The sequence below is a fragment of the Pusillimonas sp. ANT_WB101 genome (assembly GCF_008369125.1).
Classification (GTDB): domain Bacteria; phylum Pseudomonadota; class Gammaproteobacteria; order Burkholderiales; family Burkholderiaceae_B; genus Allopusillimonas.
In genome coordinates, this window is the sequence record NZ_VOAY01000003.1 from 116,495 (window position 1) to 136,568 (window position 20,074).

At 56.5% G+C, this 20,074-nt stretch carries 14 protein-coding genes, 1 tRNA gene and 1 pseudogene; 9 read left to right on the top strand and 7 right to left on the bottom strand.

The genetic code is table 11. The annotated features are described in order from the left end of the window. Positions 1-140: 140 nt before the first annotated feature. Positions 141-1,373, top strand: a complete 1,233-nt coding sequence (locus FQ179_RS13310; protein ID WP_149397814.1) for an MFS transporter — start codon at positions 141-143, stop codon at positions 1,371-1,373. Positions 1,374-1,479: 106 nt separating this feature from the next. On the opposite strand, the gene ilvD is transcribed toward FQ179_RS13310, so the two are convergent. Then, positions 1,480-3,165, bottom strand: coding sequence for a dihydroxy-acid dehydratase (gene ilvD, locus FQ179_RS13315; protein WP_149397815.1), 1,686 nt, complete (start codon positions 3,163-3,165; stop codon positions 1,480-1,482). A 220-nt stretch (positions 3,166-3,385) separates the two neighbouring features. Here ilvD and FQ179_RS13320 point away from each other — a divergent pair, with 220 nt between their 5' ends. The 3 genes from FQ179_RS13320 to ppc all read left to right on the top strand — a co-directional run bounded on the left by FQ179_RS13320 (position 3,386) and on the right by ppc (position 9,679). Further along, positions 3,386-5,455: a TonB-dependent receptor domain-containing protein gene (locus tag FQ179_RS13320; RefSeq protein ID WP_149397816.1), complete on the top strand. Its 2,070-nt coding sequence runs from the start codon at positions 3,386-3,388 to the stop codon at positions 5,453-5,455. A 311-nt stretch (positions 5,456-5,766) separates the two neighbouring features. Further along, on the top strand, positions 5,767-6,516 hold the full coding sequence (locus FQ179_RS13325) for an SDR family oxidoreductase (RefSeq protein ID WP_149397817.1): 750 nt from the start codon (positions 5,767-5,769) through the stop codon (positions 6,514-6,516). Between the two features lie 310 nt (positions 6,517-6,826). Further along, entirely contained in the window at positions 6,827-9,679 is a 2,853-nt protein-coding gene (ppc, locus tag FQ179_RS13330) for a phosphoenolpyruvate carboxylase (protein ID WP_149397818.1), read from the top strand. A gap of 180 nt (positions 9,680-9,859) precedes the next feature. Here ppc and FQ179_RS22465 read toward each other — a convergent pair whose 3' ends face one another. Continuing rightward, positions 9,860-9,991 (bottom strand): putative transporter small subunit, encoded by a 132-nt coding sequence (locus FQ179_RS22465; protein ID WP_223146266.1) that lies wholly within the window; start codon positions 9,989-9,991, stop codon positions 9,860-9,862. A gap of 11 nt (positions 9,992-10,002) precedes the next feature. Continuing rightward, positions 10,003-11,697: a sodium:solute symporter family protein gene (locus FQ179_RS13335; protein ID WP_149397819.1), complete on the bottom strand. Its 1,695-nt coding sequence runs from the start codon at positions 11,695-11,697 to the stop codon at positions 10,003-10,005. 473 nt (positions 11,698-12,170) lie between these two features. Here FQ179_RS13335 and FQ179_RS13340 point away from each other — a divergent pair, with 473 nt between their 5' ends. From FQ179_RS13340 to FQ179_RS22735, 3 genes and pseudogenes are all read left to right on the top strand, one after another. After that, positions 12,171-13,724 (top strand): CoA transferase, encoded by a 1,554-nt coding sequence (locus tag FQ179_RS13340; RefSeq protein WP_255474988.1) that lies wholly within the window; start codon positions 12,171-12,173, stop codon positions 13,722-13,724. A gap of 99 nt (positions 13,725-13,823) precedes the next feature. Then, positions 13,824-14,525 carry a DUF2238 domain-containing protein gene (locus FQ179_RS13345; protein ID WP_149397820.1) on the top strand — a complete coding sequence of 234 codons (702 nt, stop codon included), beginning with the start codon at positions 13,824-13,826 and terminating at the stop codon, positions 14,523-14,525. Between the two features lie 11 nt (positions 14,526-14,536). Next, positions 14,537-14,668, top strand: a pseudogene (locus FQ179_RS22735) (3-oxoacyl-ACP reductase); the annotation flags it as partial. A 187-nt stretch (positions 14,669-14,855) separates the two neighbouring features. Here FQ179_RS22735 and FQ179_RS13355 read toward each other — a convergent pair. Beyond that, positions 14,856-15,518 carry a tRNA-uridine aminocarboxypropyltransferase gene (locus FQ179_RS13355; protein ID WP_149397821.1) on the bottom strand — a complete coding sequence of 221 codons (663 nt, stop codon included), beginning with the start codon at positions 15,516-15,518 and terminating at the stop codon, positions 14,856-14,858. 254 nt (positions 15,519-15,772) lie between these two features. Here FQ179_RS13355 and FQ179_RS13360 point away from each other — a divergent pair, with 254 nt between their 5' ends. After that, complete coding sequence (locus FQ179_RS13360) at positions 15,773-16,885, top strand: YncE family protein (protein WP_149397822.1); 1,113 nt, start codon at positions 15,773-15,775, stop codon at positions 16,883-16,885. Positions 16,886-17,196: 311 nt separating this feature from the next. Here FQ179_RS13360 and FQ179_RS13365 read toward each other — a convergent pair whose 3' ends face one another. The 3 genes from FQ179_RS13365 to FQ179_RS13375 form a co-directional block, all read right to left on the bottom strand. Further along, positions 17,197-17,487 carry an AAA family ATPase gene (locus FQ179_RS13365; RefSeq protein ID WP_149397823.1) on the bottom strand — a complete coding sequence of 97 codons (291 nt, stop codon included), beginning with the start codon at positions 17,485-17,487 and terminating at the stop codon, positions 17,197-17,199. Between the two features lie 250 nt (positions 17,488-17,737). Then, a tRNA-Pro gene (locus FQ179_RS13370) sits at positions 17,738-17,814 on the bottom strand. Between the two features lie 249 nt (positions 17,815-18,063). After that, positions 18,064-19,011, bottom strand: coding sequence for a polyprenyl synthetase family protein (locus FQ179_RS13375; RefSeq protein ID WP_370459880.1), 948 nt, complete (start codon positions 19,009-19,011; stop codon positions 18,064-18,066). A 187-nt stretch (positions 19,012-19,198) separates the two neighbouring features. On the opposite strand from FQ179_RS13375, the gene FQ179_RS13380 reads away from it, so the two are divergent. After that, entirely contained in the window at positions 19,199-20,071 is an 873-nt protein-coding gene (locus FQ179_RS13380) for an ATP-binding protein (protein WP_149397825.1), read from the top strand. Positions 20,072-20,074 lie beyond the last annotated feature (3 nt).

The window sequence follows — 20,074 nt, forward strand, 5'->3', positions numbered from 1 at the left end:
TGAAATAAATGAAAATCGGCCCGAAACGCTGCCGCCTCAAGCATCAGGTTTATGATACGACAGAAGTTTCTGATATATCTCGCACACCGGCAATGCCTTGCCTCTAACCGGTGTCATCACAACACTAACCGTATCCTGCCATGCCGCCACTGTCATCCGGCTTTATTGTCCTTACCGCCACACTTTCCGCGCAGTCTCTCGTCGCCATGAGCCTGCTCACACTGCCGGTAGTCGCTCCGGCGGTAGCCCAGACACTCGGTGTGTCTCCAGCCTACGTGGGGCTGTATATCGCCCTGGCCTATGCTGCTGCCATGTTTGCCAGTCTGACGGCGGGAGGTGCTGTACGACGTTTCGGCGCCATACGCGCCAGCCAGGCCGGGCTGGTTCTATGCGCCGTAGGCCTTGTGCTCAGCACCTTGCCGCACGTAGCAGCCACCGCCGCTGGCGCTCTGCTGGTCGGTCTGGGCTATGGTCCGATTACTCCTGCGAGCTCCCACCTGCTGGCACGCACCACCCCGGCCCATCGCATGTCATTTGTGTTTTCAATCAAGCAGACGGGTGTGCCGCTTGGCGGCGTATTGGCCGGGGCCATCGTACCCGGCCTGTCCGACTTCACATCGTGGCAATGGGCCTTTGTCATTGTCGCGGTAGCCAGCCTGGTCTGTGCCGCAAGCCTTCAGCCTTTGTGTGCAGAGTTTGACGCCGACAAAAACCCGGCCCAACGCATTTCGCTGGGCAACGGTCTTGCCGGGCCACTCAGGCTGGTCTTCAGCCGACGCAGCCTCACGGTACTGGCGGCCATATCATTTCTGTTTTCCATTTCCCAACTTTCACTGACCACCTACATGGTGACGTATCTGCATGAAGACATGGCCATGGGCCTTGTGACCGCCGGGTTCATGCTGGCCGTTGCCCAGGCTGCGGGCGTGGCAGGCAGGCTATTGTGGGGGTATGTGTCTGATCGCTTTGCAGGCCCCGTAAAAACGCTGGCACTGCTTGCCCTGCTGATTGTTGTCAGCGCCGCAGCGCTTCCATTTGTTACCGTCGACTCAATGGGGTTGCTGCTGGTGCTGCTGGTCGTGTTCGGCAGCTGTGCCATCGGCTGGAATGGCGTATATCTGGCAGAGGTTGCACGTCAGGCGCCACCGGGCCAGGCCAGCATTGCCACAGGGGGCACGCTTTCAATGACGTTTCTGGGCGTTGTGGTGGGCCCGCCCCTGTTCGGCCTTATTGCCAGCGCGTCGGGTAGCTACGCTCTGGCTTACGCATCATTGGTGGTGCCCAGCGGGTTGTGTCTGTGGCTGCTGTGGCGCTTTCGCACCGCATTTCAGAGCCCGGCCGAATCGCTGCAGCCCGTCCCTGAAAAACCATAAACCCAGCGCTCAAAAAAATAAACCCCACTGTACAAAAACAGAGGGGTTTACCAGCAGTCTGCGATGCCCCTGAAGGGGCGACTGAGTACTTAGCCTGGGTACTTACTTAGAAGGCATCCAGCACGGCGCCGCTACTGGCCGGCGATGCATTGAACGCAAACTTGGCTTGTACACCCCGCATGTAGCGAGGCTCTGGTGCCTTCCAGTTTGCCCGCCGTGCAGACAATGTGTCGTCAGACACATTGAGCTGCAGCACCAGTTGGTGCGCGTCGATGGTGATGGAATCACCCTCTTCGACCAATGCAATCGTGCCGCCCACTGCCGCTTCGGGGCACACATGACCAACCACCATACCCCAGGTACCGCCCGAGAACCGGCCGTCAGTGATAAGGCCTACGGAATCGCCCAGGCCTGCGCCAATGAGCGCACCCGTAGGTGCCAGCATTTCTGGCATGCCTGGCCCACCTTTGGGCCCAAGATAGCGCAAGACCATGACATCACCGGCATTGATCTTGCCATCGAGAATGGCCTTGAGTGCTGACTGCTCGTCATCAAACACGCGCGCAGGGCCTGTAATGACGGGGTTTTTAAGACCTGTAATTTTGGCAACGGCACCGCCGGGGGACAGATTGCCCTTCAGTATGGCAAGGTGGCCTTTGGCATAAAGCGCCTTATCAATGGTGCGGATGACGTCCTGATCTGCAGGAGGCGTGTCGGGCACATCAGCCAGCATCTCGGCAATGGTTTGCCCAGTAATGGTGATGCAGTCGCCATGCAGCAAGCCGGCGTTAAGCAGCAGCTTCATGACCTGGGGTATGCCGCCCACCCTGTGCAGATCAATGGCCAGGTAATGCCCGCTGGGTTTAAGGTCACATATGACGGGAACGCGCTGACGTACACGCTCAAAGTCATCAATGGTCCACTCGACGTCGGCAGCATGGGCGATAGCCAGAAAATGCAGCACGGCATTGGTAGACCCGCCCGTTGCCATGATGACACTCACCGCGTTTTCGATAGACTTGCGCGTAACGATGTCGCGCGGCTTAAGATCCATCTCTATGGCCTTGAGCAAAACACGTGCCGACTCTGCAGCCGATTCGGTTTTTTCGTCTTCAACGTTGGCCATGGTGGATGAGTACGGCAGGCTCATGCCCATGGCTTCGAAGGCCGAACTCATGGTGTTGGCGGTGTACATGCCACCACACGAGCCACAGCCCGGAATGGCGTGCTTTTCAATTTCTTTGAGCTGATCGTCGCTCATGCGCCCGGCGGCGTTTTCGCCCACAGCCTCAAACACGCTGACAATATTGAGATCTTGCCCGTTAAGGCGGCCCGGCAAAATGGTGCCACCGTATACATAAATAGACGGAACATTGGCACGCAACATGCCCATCATGCCGCCTGGCATGTTTTTGTCGCAACCGCCGATGACAACAGCACCGTCCATCCACTGACCCTGCACGCAAGTTTCAACGCAGTCGGAGATCACTTCGCGCGAAACCAGCGAGTACTTCATGCCCTCGGTGCCCATGGCCATGCCATCGGAAACCGTGGGCGTACCAAACACCTGCGCGTTACCGCCGTTAGTTTCTATGGCGTTAATTGCCGCATCCGCCAGTTTTTGCAGGCCCGAGTTACAGGGCGTAATGGTGCTGTAGCCATTTGCCACGCCAACCATAGGCTTGGAGAAATCTTCTTCGGTATAGCCCATCGCGTAATACATCGAACGGTTAGGCGCGCGCTCTGCACCTTGTGTGATGTGGGCAGAACGCAAGCGTCGGGGAGTGCTCATGATTTTCCTTTGTTAGTGGGTGGGGCCGCGTACCAATGCAGGCACCTCTACCCTGCAGTTTACCCTCTGATGTGCGCCTGCAACAGGGTGTGCATGCAACTTGACTAACATCAACTTGATCAGCAAACCGCCGTGCGACAATTCTTAACAAATGCGAACCATTATCAATATCAGCAGCAACAATTGGTTCGTTCACAACCACCCTTAATACTTCTCGCTCATGCCCAACTCTTTTCGTCCCAGCCGATTTACCGTCGGCGCTGCGCTGTGCTGCCTTTCTCTGCCGGCATTGTGTGCTGACCCGGTCGCCACACTACCCACGGTTACCGTTACCGGCGAGGCCGCCACACCGCTACAGCCAAGCGTTTACCAAGAACAGCTGCGGCTGGATCGCGTGCCAGGCGGCACCAACTTGATCACGCCCCAAACCGAGATCGGCACGTCGACACTACGCGACGTTACAGATTTTCAGCCCGGCATTATCGTGCAAGAGTTTTTTGGCGGCATAGACCAGCCCCGAATCAACATCCGGGGTTCTGGCATACAGAGCAACCCCGTCAATCGCGGTGTACTGTTGCTGCAAGACGGTCTGCCCATTAACGAAGCCGATGGTTCCTTTGTAATCGGCCTGCTTGAGCCGCGTAACGCCAGCCTGATCAGCGTACGACGCGGTGCCAATGCGCTCTCGGCCGGCGCCACGACGTTGGGCGGCGAAATGGATTTCCAGTCATTAATTGGTACGCAGGGCGATGTCGTCAGCGTAGAAGGCGGCAGTTTCGGGCGGCTGGGGCTGCACGCAGCCAAAGGTTTCACAGGTGATCAGCTTGATGGCCGCTTCAGCATCAGCCACGACAAGTCTGATGGCTATCGGCACCACTCCGACGGCGAGCGCACCAACCTATCGGCAAACTTTGGCGTGCGTGGCGACAACTTTGAAAACCGCACGTATCTGTCTTACACCGACCTTAAGTTTGACATCCCCACCGTCATACCTCGCGACCGCGCCTATAGCGACCCCAAAAGTGTCATGGGCGACTACTCCGGCGACGCGCCCAATGTGTACAACAGTGACCCCAACCGCAAGACCAGGCAACTTCGCCTTGCCAACCGAACCTACGTGGGCAACGAAAATCTGAATCAAACCTTTGGCGTTTACTGGCAGTCCATAGACGACACATTTACCGATCCATCTAGTTCTACCGCCACCACAGGCAACACCTGGGGAGCCCAATGGCAGCTGGCCGGCAAGCTGCAGTCGCTTGACTACCGCGTGGCCCTAGACTGGGCGCGCAGCGACATGGATCGCGAGCTTACCCCCCAGAACCCGGTAACAGGCAATCGCATGCCACGCATCGCCGACTTCCACCTTCAAGCCGAAAACCGCAGCGCTCTGCTGGGCCTTGAATACCACCTTACGCCCCAACTTAGTCTGGTGGGTGACCTTAAATACACGCAGGCAATACGCGATGCCAGCAATCGCGACAACGGCATGGGGCGCGACCAAAAATGGTCGTATGCCAGCCCCAAGGCAGGCATTGTCTGGAAACCCGCCGACACCATGCGCTGGTACGCAAACATAAGCCGCAGCAATGAAGCCCCCACCTATTGGGAGCTGCTGTCAGGTGCGGCCGTCAACGAGCTCGACCTGCAGCGTGCCACCACTTACGAAATTGGCGGCGACGGGCGCCTGTTTGCCGACACGCTGTATCCCGTCAATTGGGCTATCAGCCTTTATCACAGCAATGTCGATGATGAACTCATGGAAGTTGCCGACCCCACCGACCCTAGCGGCTCCAAATCCATCGTTTACAACTACAGTGACCGCACCGTTCACCAAGGCATTGAAGCCGGCTTAAACGGCAGCCTGCCCTCTCCCGGCGCCGGCAAGTTCGATTACCGGCTTGCTTACACGTACAGCGACTTCCGTTTCCGGGGCGGTGAGTTTGACGGCAACCGAATCGCCGGGGTGCCCCGTCACGTGCTCAGCGCCGAGATTCTTTATCGTTTGGGTGGATGGCAGATTGGCCCTAATGTGCACTGGATGCCTTCCGACACGTATTCAGACCATATGAATACCCAAGGCATGGAGCAAAAGTCTTATGCACTACTGGGTTTCAAGGTGGCGTACCAGCACAGCAAAAACTGGACAGCATGGGTGCAGGCTGACAACCTCACCGATAAAACCTATGTCAGCAGCTATCGCATAGGCCGGCAGAACAAACCGGCGCAACCAAGGTTCTTGCCGGGCAACGGCCGCAGCATCAGCGCGGGGCTCAAGTACCAGTTCTGATCTCACCGTGTTTAAGGCCGGCCCGAAGCCCTTGGCTCGGCGCCGGCATCACCGGCCTCAGCAGCTATTTCCTTTCTGTCGCTGACGCGATGAGTGCCAGGTGTTTACCCGGTTAATGTGCCACGGCATGCACCATGCTGTTTGCTTCTGCCTAAGGGTACGCACGCTTAAAGGCAGACACCGCACCCGCTGATAATCACCCTCAGCGGGCCACCATGGCCTGCGAGCCAGCCCCCCCTTGCATGAACAGGTAGTTTAATTGCGCACCTACGGTGATAATAAAGCTTGAGAACTGTCACACGGAGGCTCACATGGCGCCAGCAAACAACACCGTCCTGATCACTGGGGGCAGCCGCGGCATAGGCGCAGCGACTGCCGTAATCGCCGCGCGTGAAGGCTTTGACGTCGCCGTCAATTACCTTACCAACGCCGCCGCCGCGCATCAGATCGTACAGGCCGTCGAGCGCAGAGGCCGCAAAGCGGTGGCCATACAGGGCAACATGGGTAATCCGGCAGATATCCCACGCATTATTCATCAGGCCGAAGAGGCCCTTGGCCCACTTAGCGCACTCGTCAACAATGCAGGCATCACCGGCCCCATCGGTCAATTTTCGTCTACCACCGACGAAATGATTGCGCAGGTCTTTCAGGTTAATGTGCTGGGGCTAATGCATTGCTGCAGGCTCGCCATCGAAAGCTTCATACAAAACAATATTGACGGCGTTATTGTTAACGTTTCATCGGCCGCCGCCCGCACCGGCAGCCCGGGCGAATATGTTCACTACGCGGCCAGCAAGGCGGCCGTCGAGACATTTACCATAGGCCTGGCGCGTGAGATCGCCGTCGAAAACATCCGTGTTTGTGCTGTTTCGCCGGGCTCAACGCTGACTGACATCCATGCCACGGCAGGCGAACCAGGCCGCCCGCAGCGGGTGGCACCACGCATTCCCATGGGGCGGCTGGCCCAGCCCGAAGAAATCGGTGAGGCCATTGTCTGGCTGCTTACGCCGCAAGCGTCCTATATGACAGGTACAGTGCTCAACTGCGCTGGCGGCATTTAGGCCGACGGCCTCTGGCATTAACCGGACGACGCGAGTGCTCTGCGCAGTAGTCATAATGCGCAGGCCTTGTCGTGCTTTTTATTTTGCCAAAACATCCTGACGGGGAGCCTCACATAACCGCCAGGGCCGCCAAGCGATTTAGCAGCGCTACGACCCATCTCGCGCTGCGCTCGCCATATCGCAACCAGACCTGAAAGCGCCATATCGCGGCACAAAGTGACGCTGGAATAAGACTATGCGCAATACTTCCGAGAATAAACCATCGTATAGTTAGTGCTTGCCCCTATTCCGCAACCCTGCAGGAGACTACGTGAACCCATCGGCACCTTCCAACACTGAACAAAGCGCATTACGCAACGACATACGTCAGCTTGGACGCACGCTGGGGGCTGTAATCAATGCCTGCGAAGGCAAGGCGATTTACGATGTCATCGAAAAACTGCGGCGAGCCGCCGTTAAGTTTCGACGCGAAGGCGATCTGAAAGAAGGCAAGGTGCTTGAGCGCCAGATCAGCCGGCTGGCCGACGAGGAAGCCAACTCCGTCGCGCGCGCATTCAGTTATTTTCTACATCTTTCCAATATTGCCGAAGACAGAGACCAAAACCGTCGACAACGCCATCATGAGCTTGCCGACCAAGAGCCCATGCGTGGCAGCCTTCAGCATGCGCTTGACCTGCTGCAAGCCGAAGGCGTAACGCCTCGCAAGGTGCTGCGTCATCTTGAGCAAGCCTGCATCGTGCCCGTACTTACGGCACACCCTACAGAGGTGCAACGAAAAAGCACGCTTGACCTACACCGCAACATTGCCCATCTGGTCGAGCACAGTGGCAACACCCTCACACCGACTGAGCGCAAAAAACTTGAACAACAGCTAACCGGCCTGGTCGCCACACTGTGGCAAACGCGCATGCTGCGGCGCGAAAAGCTAACTGTACTTGATGAAATCGACAACGCACTCAGCTATTACAACAGCACGTTTCTTACTGCCATACCGCGCCTGTATCACGATCTAGCAGAGCGGCTTCGGCCAGCACGCGGTACGGCATTCGACATTAAAACGCAGCCACTGCCTGCGTTTTTGCGCATGGGCAGCTGGATAGGCGGCGACCGTGACGGCAACCCCAGCGTTGATGCCAACACACTTGAACAGGCCTTGTTGCGCCAGTCTCGTCTGGTATTGCGGCACTATCTGCAAGAGATCAAGGCGCTAGGCACCGAGCTCTCAATGTCGCGGTCACTGGGTACCACCAGCCCTGAACTGCTCGCTTTGTCGCTGGCAAGCCAGGACGCCTCTGCTCACCGTATTGACGAACCCTACCGCAGGGCTGCCATACACATTTATGCCCGCATGGCCGCTACCGCACTCAAGCTGACCGGGCAAAATCTGGCTGAGCGCCCTACCTACCCGGCGCCCGCCTACCCAACCCCAGAAGCCTTTCAACATGACCTGCAAGTCGTTGCTGACTCCCTAGACTTACACCAAGGCGGCCCCATTGGCCAATTGCGGCTGGCCGGCCTTCTGCAACTGGTAAGCATTTTTGGGTTTCATCTGGCCACGGTTGATCTGCGCCAAAGCTCTGACGTACACGAGCGCGTACTGACCGAGCTGTTCGCCGCTACGGGCGCCACGCTAAACGGCCAGGCGGTTGATTACAAGGCCTTGAGTGAAGAGGATCGCATCACCCTGCTGCGCCAGGAAGTTCACGAAGTACGGCCACTGGTATCACCCTGGATCAGCTATTCGGACGAAACTGAAAAAGAACTGGCTATCTTGCGCATGGCGGCAGCATGCCGCCAGAAGTTTGGCGCTGCCGCCATCCAGCAAAGCGTTGTGTCCCACACCGAAACGCTGAGCGACTTGCTTGAAGTGCTGGTACTGCAACAAGAAACCGGGCTTATTTCCCCTACCGGCGACGACCCGTCCAGCGCAGGGCTTATGGTTGTACCGCTGTTCGAAACCATTCCTGACCTTGAGCGCGGCGCCGAGATCATGGCGCAGTGGCTAGACATGCCCGAAGTATCGGGCCGTGTACGCCACGCGCAGCAAGGCATACAAGAAGTCATGCTGGGGTATTCCGACAGCAATAAAGATGGTGGCTACCTCACCTCTAACTGGGCGCTGTATTGTGCCGAGCGGCAGTTGGTTCAGGTTTTCAGAAAACGCAAGGTACGCCTGCGCCTGTTTCACGGTCGCGGCGGATCGGTGGCCCGTGGCGGTGGCCCAAGCTTTGACGCCATTCTTGCGCAGCCACCCGGCACCGTTAATGGCCAGATACGGCTCACTGAGCAGGGTGAAATCATACAAGGCAAGTACAAAAACGCGGAGGTGGGCCGCTGGCATCTTGAAAACATTGTCGCTGCCACACTTGAAGCAAGCCTCGCGCCAGCAACATCCCTGTCCAAGGCCGAAGACGAAAACATGGCACAGTTTGGCGCTGCATTAAACTTCATGTCTGAAGCGGCGCAGCACAGCTATCGCGACCTGGTTTATGAAACGCCGGGCTTTACCGAGTACTTTTTTACCTCCACACCCATCCTGGAAATCGCCGGCCTTAACATTGGGTCGCGCCCGGCATCACGCAAAGCCAGCCAGAAGATCGAAGATTTGCGCGCCATACCCTGGGGGTTCTCCTGGGCGCAGTGCCGTCTCATGCTCACAGGCTGGTACGGCATGGGTTCCGCCCTGCACAGCTATGTAGAGCAAGGTTGTGAAGGTGCCCCAACCACGCGCGCAAAACGCCTGGCCCAGCTGCGCACCATGAACGACGTGTGGCCATTCTTTAGAACCCTTATGTCCAATATGGAGCAGGTGCTTGCCAAGACTGACCTGGGCATTGCAAAACGCTATGCCAGCCTCGTGCCTGATCGCAAGCTGCGCAACACAATTTTCAATCGCATACAGGCAGAGTTTGAGCTAACGCTCGACCTGTTCAAGCAAGTGTGCCAGCACGATCTGCTGGCCAACGACAAGCAGTTGCAGGCGGCTTTGGGTGAACGCTTTGCCTATATTGACCCGCTCAACCACTTGCAGGTAGAGCTGCTTCGCCGATACCGGCTCAGCCAAGAGAAACCTGGCAATAATGATGAGGAAGAAACGCGCACCCAGCGCGCCATACACATGACCATTAACGGTGTGGCGGCAGGCCTGCGCAACTCTGGATAAACCGTCGTAGCGGCCGGCTATGCAACGCGGGCGAGGCCGCTGTGTGGGCTGCAGGCCAGGCGGCTCAAGAAAAGCTGCCATGGTGTGGCCTGCCTTGCCCAGGCACCCGCGCTCATCCAGACAAAAACGCGGCGATACCCATAGGGCCTCGCCGCGTTTTTGCAGATGACGTGCGAGTGACTAGACCATATCTTTGCCACTCTTACGCGCCTTGCGCATATCTCGCACCAGAGAAATAACAAGCAGTGCGAGAACACCGGCAGAGAGTACCGGCCAGATCAGAATGTACAACGTAAGCATATTGGCTGACATAGCATTACTCCTTAATTGCGAACGGGCGCAAGCTTGCCCGAAGGAACACGGCCCGACGGCTTTTCGTGCTGAGGCTCTGTGTGAAACGACGTGACACGTTCAGCAAGAACGCTAAAATCAAAGCGCTCCTGGCTGCGCCAGCTCATCAAAGAACACACAATGGCGCTCACACCATAGGCCGTCAATGAGGCTAGCAACACAAGATAGTCACGCAGAAAGCCCACCATGAACGGCAAGGCGATCAGACCGGCCAAAACCCCAATCGCCAGGCCTATGCGAAAGTTTGAAAAGCCAAATGCCATCAGCCCAACAACAACCGTAATACCGGCCACAGCGCACAGCTCAAAAAACAGCCCTATCAGACCTTCCATGGGAAGAAGCTCGAATCGCACCGTAGCAAAGAGCAGAACAGCAATAACCACCGAGGTAGTAAAGGCCTTGTTGGTGACGCGATCCCAATAAAAGCTCGCGATGACCGGAAACACAATGGCTCCCCACAGTGCACCCACAAACACCAGCATGACCAGAATATCAAGCTTCAAACTGGCGAAAATGACGCCAAGCATGGTTGCGACAACCATGGTCGCCCGACCCCACCACAGCATACGCTCAGGTTTGACCTTGCCACGCGCCAGGTTCTTGCCATAGATATCCGTCATTACAATGGCCGACAGCGCCGACAGGTCAGAATCAGCCGTTGACGACAGCGACCCGATCACCAATACAAAGAACAACGCAATACCAACAGGCGAGAGGTATTTGGACGCCATCTGGGGAATAATATTGTTCATGTCGCCGCCTGCGGGCTCAATGCCCACAAACAAAGCGAGCATCCCCAGCATACCCAGGCCAATCACGACGGCGCCATAGCCTAGCGTCGCAGTCAGAAAGGTAGGCTTGATCAGGTCTTCGCGAACAGCAAAAAGCCGCTGTGCAATGGTCTGGTTACCGATGGCATAGGCAAGTACTGCCACAAAATAGGGCGCACCCTGCTCCAGAATGGCTTTGGTCGAAAAGAAATTATTCTGCTCTAGGGTCAGGTTGGACATGTTGGCCATAAGCATGTCTGTACCGCCGGCTTTAAAGAAAATCATCGGGATAATCACAACCGCAGCCAGAATCATGGCAATCAGTTGCGCAAAGTCGGTCATTACCGACGCCCGAAACCCTGACCACAAGGTGTATGACAGCACGCCCAGCCCGGCAATGAGCACACCCTGAATAAACGTGAGCGGGCTTAATACCGATACCAGCGCCCCCGCTGCCGTAAAGTTGACCATTAAACTTATACAGCTACCAACGATATTGGACCCCGCCATAATGAGCTGGCTTGACGTGCCATGGCGCGCCTGGATCACTTCGGCCAGCGTGTGCGCTTTAGGCGCAAGCGCCCTGAATCTCCGCCCGAACGGGTAAATAAACAAAATCATGAGCGCACCCCAGAACCCATAATGGATGGGCCCTGAAATGCCATATTTATAGCCGGACGTGGCGCTGGCATAAAAAGAGGCGGCCCAGATCCATGTTGCGATCATGCTGGCGGCTGAAAGCCCAAAACCAATGGCATTGTTTGACACCATATAGCCATCTACGTTTTCTTTTTTCTTTCCGATCAGTAGCGTCAGTAGAAAAGTCAGGGCGTAGAAACCGGCGAGCAACAGCAACGCCGTCGTTGTCGAAAGTTGAAAAAAATCTCCCTCGTGCATGGGTTTAATTCTCCTTTTTCCTTCATGCGGGCACTTTGTGGACGCGCGCAATCACACAGGCCCGCTCTGGCACCATGCCATAGTGAGCCTGTTGAAAGACACGTCTGGTGCCTTGGGCAGTTTCAGATATTCAATAGACGAAAACCGGCCACGCCGGGCGCCTAAGGAAAGCTTGAATCTGCGAAGTTGGTTAAACATCAACCAACCTGGTTGTTCCGCGACCAGAAAACGGTCGGGCATATTGTTTCGGCACGGTTGCCGGGCTGCTGCGTAGCAGCCTTAAGACGGGGGCAAACCCCAAAAAAACGCTCTGGCTTTATTGCCGCGCGATTACGGCATGCACAGAGCTGTGTAAGTTATGCATTGTACGCTGGCACCCGGTTAAGGTCTAGTCTGACTGGTGTACAGTAGCAATATGACAGGGTCGCCCGCCACGGTCGACCTATGGCTCTGCGAACAATCGGGGTTGCATTATGGATCAGCATCCAGTCATCGCGGCGTTTCTCCGGGCCATGCGCCCACCAGGTGAAAACACCGTCGATACAGCACATGATTTGAGCACATTGCGTGTTACCGGCAATGGCGCTTTACCGTCTGTATATCCTGTGACGGAGCTGGCCGTTGCCACAATCGCGACAGCTGCCCATGCACTTTCTGACTACATGGGCCAGCAGTTTGGGCATGCCCCCCAGGTTACGATAGACCGACGCCTGGCGTCGTTCTGGTTTGCGTCAACGCTGCGGCCTCAAGGGTGGCAGCCGCCCAGTGTGCGCGACCCCATTACCGGCGACTATGCCACTCGCGATGGATGGATACGTGTGCATGCCAATGCCCCGCATCACCGCGACGCGGCCCTTGCAGTACTGGGGTGCTCACCCGAGCAAAGCGCCGTCAGTCAGGCTATATCCCGCTACCAGGCACGCGAGCTTGAAGATATGCTGGTGGCTGCTGGCGCATGTGCCGCCGCCATGCGAACGCCCCAAGAGTGGGCAGATCATCCCCAGGGTAAGGCAGTAGCTGCCGAGCCGGTTTTTGCTGTGCAACGTTACCCAGCGCGCTCATCATCCCGGCCGCAACCGGCCAGCCACAACACTGCGCCTGATGAAACCGACGGCATGCTGGCCCCGGCGGGTACGGCTCTTAGCAACAGCCCCTTTGGTGATTACCGTCATCTCGACAAACCCGTTGATCTTGTCACGCCCGATCGCCCCCTGGCAGGGCTACGGGTACTTGACCTCACCCGCGTGCTTGCAGGCCCGGTTTGTACGCGTTTCCTGGCAGGTTACGGTGCGCAAATACTGCGCATAGATCCCCCCTTCTGGAACGAACCCGGTCTGGAACCCGAGATGACGCTTGGCAAGCGCTGCGCCAGCCTTGACTTGCGTATTCCCTCGCATATGGCGCAGTTACGTAGCCTGCTGGCCGATGCCGATGTACTGGTCCATGGCTACCGCCCCGACGCGCTTGCACGCCTGGGCCTGGGTGAGGCCGAACGCCAGGCCATCCGGCCAGGCCTGATTGATGTCTGCCTTGATGCCTATGGCTGGACAGGGCCTTGGCAGCACAGGCGCGGCTTTGACAGCCTGGTACAGATGAGTTGCGGCATTGCCTGGGCAGGCATGGCTGGCGCAGACGGCCGTACCAAAGACGGCTTGGCCTCGCACACCCGCACGCAAGCATCGCCCCCAGCCCCGCTGCCCTTGCAGGCTCTGGATCACGCCACTGGCTACCTGATGGCGGCTGCAGTGCTGCGTGCCTTGTCAGAACAAATGGGAACAGAATGTGGCTGCGTCACGCGCCTGTCATTAGCCCGCACGGCCTGCCTGCTTATGTCGCAGCCTGCCCAGGCAGCAGACGGCCTGGCTCCCGAGAGCGAGGATGACTGGGCCCAGATCAGCGAAGCAACAAGCTGGGGTCCCGCCTACCGCCTCAAGCCACCGTGCATCATCGATGACGTCCCGCTGTACTGGGACAGCCCCGCAACCGCATTGCGCACGCATGCGCCTACATGGCAAAGTCAACCCTGAGCCAGGCCGGGCATCCGCTATCATCTCTTACTTAGCGCACGATGGTCTTCAGCGCCTCGGAGCAACACCTCGTCTTCCGCCTTCTCCCGGATCACACCTATGCCAGCTGCATTACCTACCTCTGAAAGCCGCGCACCGAACTTTGCACAGACCGCTCTGCGCCTTGTTGTTATTGCCTATGTGGTGTTGTGGGCCAGTCTGGCCATTGCGCCCTCCGACCGCGCCGACTGGCTGCTCGAAAATGCGCTTGTCGTGGCATTTTTTCTGGTTTTGTGGGCCATGCGTCGGCAGTTCCGCTTTTCAAATATCTCGCTAATATTGATTGTTGTGTTTCTTGCCCTTCACGCAGTCGGCTCACACTATACGTATTCTGAGGTGCCTTATGATCAGTGGTGGAAGGCACTGACGGGCCATACGCTAAACAGTGTATTGGGCTGGGAACGCAATAATTACGATCGACTGGTGCACTTTTCATATGGCCTGCTGCTGGCGTACCCGATTCGCGAGTTTTTTCTGCGCGTGGTCGAAGTGCGTGGCTTCTGGGCCTATTTTCTGCCACTTGACGTCACGCTCAGCACGTCAGCTCTGTACGAACTCATTGAATGGGCTGCTGCCGAACTATTCGGCGGCGAACTGGGCATGCAATACCTGGGCACACAAGGCGATATATGGGATGCACATAAAGACATGGCACTCGCGGCGCTAGGCGCGCTGATCGCCATGCTGATCACCGCCGCCCTCAATAAAAAGCTGCGGCGTGATCCTGCGTGGGAATGGTCGCAAGCCATGAGAAGCAAGTAATACACTCTGAGCGCCCCGAGCCGATTATGGACGTGAGCCATGTCGCAAAAGCCGTGCTCTACATGGCCAGCCTGCCGCTCGACGCGAACGTACAGTTCATGACAGTGATGGCAACAAAGATGCCGTATATCGGGCGAGGTTAGGTTACAAGGCGGCGACAACCATCTGTGCCCGTGATAAACGCAAAAGTACTAAATATAAAAACCTGGGCCTGAACTGACTCAAGATGTTGCAAAGTAAAAAGTAAGGATTAATGGAGAGGGCTTAACCTTCCTGACACGAATTTACACGTGTTATCTCAACTTCGTGCCCAGATTTCCCTCACCTTTCTCAAAGGCCTGATTTCGGTATTGCACCGGACTCAGGCCTTTTAGTTTCGTCCGTCTTGTAATTATGTCTGTATACATCGGCCCCCATGGCCTGAATCTGCTGCTCAATCAGCGCGTCAAACGGAGCGAGCACCGGGCTGAAGTCTTGCCCGGGCTCCAGGGCCGTTAACGTGCGCACGATTGCCTCTATGGTGGAAACTGCTGCAAATTCCCCCGTTTGCCGTATCCGGTATGTAGAAGGTTGGCCTGCTTCAAGGGCAAGGCGCGGCAAGCTATTGAGCACGGGGTTTTCGTGCAGAATCTTGCGGGCCTTGCGCCAAGTGCCATCAAGCACAATCAGCAACGGTGCAGCGTCTTCGGGGCCAGCGGCCAGCGGCTGCGGTGTCTGGGCCTGCTCACCAGGAAACAGCAAAAACACGCGGGCTTCTGCGGCAAGCAATGAGCCCAGCTGCGCAAACCGCTCGCCCACCAGCAACTCGGCTTGCTTCAAGCCCAACACGGCCAGACGCCCTGTATTTAATGCATGCCTTTGCTCGTCGGGGTGCTGCAAAATCAGTACACGCGTACGGCTAGGCACGACAGTAATGTGTTCGCACAGGCAATACGAGACCGGCCGCAGGCATTGCTCGCACCGAGGTCGCTTATGAGTGTTAGGTGTGGACATGGCTTGCATGATACCGCTGCAATGCCACTGTACTTGTGTTTTAACTTGCCAGTCGGCCAGTACAAACCAATTATCGTGCTGTTATACTTTTTGCGAATCATTATCATTAGCTTTACCGCACAAATCAGCCTTACTGGCAAAACGACACACCGCCACTAATTGTTAATCGCTGCGCCATGACACGGCTTCACTTTTAATCGCTGCGTCATGCTGCACCATGACACGGCTTCACACGCTTTCATTGGAGAAACTATATGCTTACTGCCCATCGGGTTTTCGGGTCATTGGCCTTATTGGCGGTTTTGGCCGCGCCAGCCCACGCTGACCAAGCTGCCCTGACGGTTCCCGTCATACCCGAAGCCCAACAGGCTTACAAGCTAACCGCCGAAGGGGCTCTGCGGCGCGAGCTTGCCCACGGCGTGTACCAAATGGCCTACAGCCCGCTAACAAAATCCATTTATGTAGCATCAAGCGAAGCCATGGAAAACGTACACGGTGGGGTTGTGTACCAGCTAAACCCAGAAACACTCGAAACCACCGGGCTTTACCATTTGGACGAAAAAAGCTTTGGCCTGGCCATTAACCCGGCCGGAGACACCCTTTATGTAACGCACAGCCTGGCTGGTGCAGTCAGCAAAATTGACTTGAAAACCGGCAAAGTCATAGCACGCGTCAAATTTACTGACACCAGTAAAGACGGCACGCCTTATGGCCCGCGCACTGTTCGGTACGAGCCCAGCACAGACACATTGTATGTAAGCGGCGTGGGCGACCCCGGCATTATCTGGGTTATAGATGCCGGCAGTTTCAACCTGCGCGCCAAAATCGAAAACGCCGGAAAATGGGTTACCGGGCTGCTGTCTGTGCCTGATGCCAAGCATCTGTATGCCGCCAATGGCGGCGGGGAAATTCTGCTTATCGACACAGACAGCAACCAGATCCAGCAGCGCTGGAAGCCTGCTGGCAATGAAGCTGCCCTGCTTCTGAACATGGCTCACGATGCGGCAAACCACAAGCTGTATGTCACCGACAATTCCAAACTAAAAACCGTTCTGGTTCTTGATGACCGCACAGGCAAGGTTATTAAGCGCCTTCCCCTGGGCGACTCGCTCGACATCATCTATCAGGCTGCAAACCACACCTTGTATGTCAGCCATCGCGATCAAGGCACGGTCAGCATTGTCGATGCCGAAACCTACAAGGTCAAGGCCACGTATCATCTGCAACAAAACCCCAACAGCCTACTCAGCATCCCCGAACTAAACAGCCTGTATGTAACGGTAAAAGCACCTTTCACACCCAAGTACACGGCCAGCGGCCCGGGCAGCATTGTGCGCGTCCCGCTTCAAGGTGCTTCGCAGCAGTAAGGTGGGCTATGGGCACGCCAAAGCTGTCAGGGGCTTTGGGATTTGAGGTCTTTGATTTTGAGACATTGAGATCTTGAGGCCTTGGAAATTTGAGAACTTGGGAACTTGGTACGCTGGGACTCAGGCACTCAGGCATTCAGGCACTCAGGCACTCAGGCACTCAGGCACTCAGACAACCAGTTTGCTTGCTGACGCAAATCTCCTATGGATGCTGTCGTCCCGTGACAATAAAAAAACCCGGCAAAGGTTAAAGAAACCTCGCCGGGACAGTACAGCATGCCACGTAACTTCAGCGTGCAACCCGATTGAGCCTACGCTTTTTGATGTAGCGCAGCAGCGGCGCCATGAGCATACCCGGCACCATCAGCCCCCCCCGGTACCGACAGTGCGCCAGCCAGTGACCTATCGTAAGCAAGGTCTCGATGTGCGTACCCGTATTCATTAGCTTCTTCCGCGCTCGCAGCCATTACTGAATAGACGACTTTGAGCAGGTGCGACTTGCCGCAGCCATTCTCGCCGACAATGACATTAAGCCCTGGCGCGAAATTCAGCTCGACGTCCTGAAACACCGTCAAGTTTCTTGTTGAAAGCGACTTCAGCATGCTGTCTCCTTAAAAGTCCAGGCCGTGCTGATTACCTTTATGGCCAGCACCATACGAGGCAGTCACGATGACGTTCTATGAGTTGGCTAGGCTGCGTATAGCTATCCAGTTCCCAGGCATTCTTTCTGGGTCTGACTAACTGGTGGTGCCTCTCAAGACGTTTAGCGTGAAGCGTTGCATCGAAACACGATGGCAAGTTTAGGAAAAAAAACATAAGCCCCTGATAAACAAGGGCTTAATAGAAAGCTAATGGTCGGGGCGACATGATTCGAACATGCGACTCCTGCGTCCCGAACGCAGTACTCTACCAGGCTGAGCTACGCCCCGACGGGAGCGCTAAACTGCCAGCAAAGCTTGTGAAATACGGCTGACAGCCCCGGGAAAACCTCATCAGCCATGTTTGACCAAGAAGGAATAAAATTTTAACAAAAATTTGTAAAAAGTGGGAACAACAGGCTTGATCAGGCGCAAACAAATGCTTTCACCAAAGCTGGCCAGCACAGGCGAACCAGATGCCTGCCTGTGCACCACTGCCAAGGCCAAAAAGGCCGCTGGCAACAATACACATGGCCTTAATTAACGATCACGTTCAACGGCGAAGGCACAAAAACTAAGCAACATTTCTTGGTGTGCAGAAGCCGGAAATTCAGCAAGGGCCTGGCGGGCCAGCTCGGCTTCAGCCACGGCGGCCTCGCGCGTATAACCCAGGGCGTCGGTGTCGCGAATGGCCTGCGCCACAGCGGCGAAATCACCCTCACCGTGGCGAATGGCGTCTTGCACCAGTTGCCGCTGTTCTGCGTTGCCAATTTCCATGACACGTATAAGGGGCAAGGTAGGCTTACCTTCGCGCAAATCGTCACCCACGTTTTTGCCCAATGCTTCGGCATCACCGGTGTAATCGAGCACATCGTCAATCAACTGAAAAGCGGTGCCAATATGCCGGCCATAGGTGGCTGCGGCGGTTTGCTGAGCTTGGCTGGCGCCGGCGACAATGGCGCCAACCTGCGCTGCCGCCTCGAAGAGCTTGGCCGTTTTATAGCGCACCACCTGCAAATAGCGATCAAGCGAGACATCGGGGTCATGCACATTGAGCAGTTGCAGTACCTCGCCCTCGGCGATGACTGTAGTGGCTGCAGACAGCACCGACATGGCGTGCATGGAGTCAGACTCGACCATCATCTCAAATGATCGCGAGTACAGGTAGTCACCCACCAGCACGCTGGCCGCATTGCCAAACATGGCATTGGCGGTACTGCGCCCCCGGCGCAAGTCGGACTCGTCAACCACATCGTCATGCAGCAGGGTGGCGGTGTGAATAAACTCGACAACCGCAGCCAACAAATGATGCGTACTGCCTTGATAACCCAGCGCCTTCGCCACCAGCAAAAGTAATGCTGGCCGCATGCGCTTGCCGCCAGCACCGACAATGTACTCACCAATGGTGCGGATAAGAACGACATCGGAATCGAGGCGGGCGCGGATGACCGCGTCAACCGCCTTCATGTCGTCAGAAATGGGGGACATTAAATCGGAGAGGCTCAAAACATGGTCCGGCGAGAAGTGGATAGAACGTTGCTAGACATACCAAGTGGTGGATTATACGTGAGCGCGCCCTTGCCCACTCTGCCCACCACACCTGCAGCTCAAGATAAGCTGAGCCAAATTAGCGATAATGCTTCTTTTGTCTGAAAAAATCCTGCTGGAGACATCTGTGAATTCATACGACCTGTCCACGCTGATCAGCCGAGCCGAGCGCGTTCTCGCCCAGCTCGAGGCCTGGCTGCCCCCTGCCCCTCCCGAAATAGACTGGTCTGCCCAGGCCTACCGGTGGCGCAAACGGGGCGCGCGCGGCTGGCTAGACGCCGTGCGCAATGTATCCAGCATTAATCTTGAAGACCTGCAGCATGTAGAGCGCCAAAAAGACATTATTGATCGCAACACACGCCATTTTCTCGAAAAAAGACCGGCCAACAACGTGCTCATGACGGGTGCGCGCGGCACAGGCAAAAGCTCGCTGGTCAAGGCCATGCTGGCCGCATACGGCGCAAAAGGCCTACGGCTGATCGAGGTCGACAAGTCCGATATGGGTGACCTGGGCGATATTGTTGACCTTGTCAGCCAACGCCCCGAACGCTTTATCGTCTTCTGCGACGATCTGTCGTTTGAGGAAGGCGAGCCCGGCTACAAGGCACTCAAATCCGTACTCGACGGATCAATCAGTGCCTCCGGTGACAATGTGCTCATCTATGCCACCTCGAACCGACGTCATCTGATGCCCGAATACATGAGCGAGAACCTAACCGCAAAACACCAGACTGACGGCGAAATTCACCCTGGCGAAACGGTAGAAGAAAAAATATCACTGTCTGAGCGGTTCGGTCTGTGGTTATCGTTCTACCCCTTCAAACAGGATGACTACCTGGACATCGTCAACTACTGGCTGGGTGTTCATGGCTGCTCACCGGAAAGCATTGCGACATCGCGTACCGAAGCACTGCAATGGGCGCTGGAGCGCGGATCACGCTCAGGGCGTGTAGCCCGCCAGTTTGCCCGTGACTGGGCAGCGCGACAATTCAGTGCTTGAGCA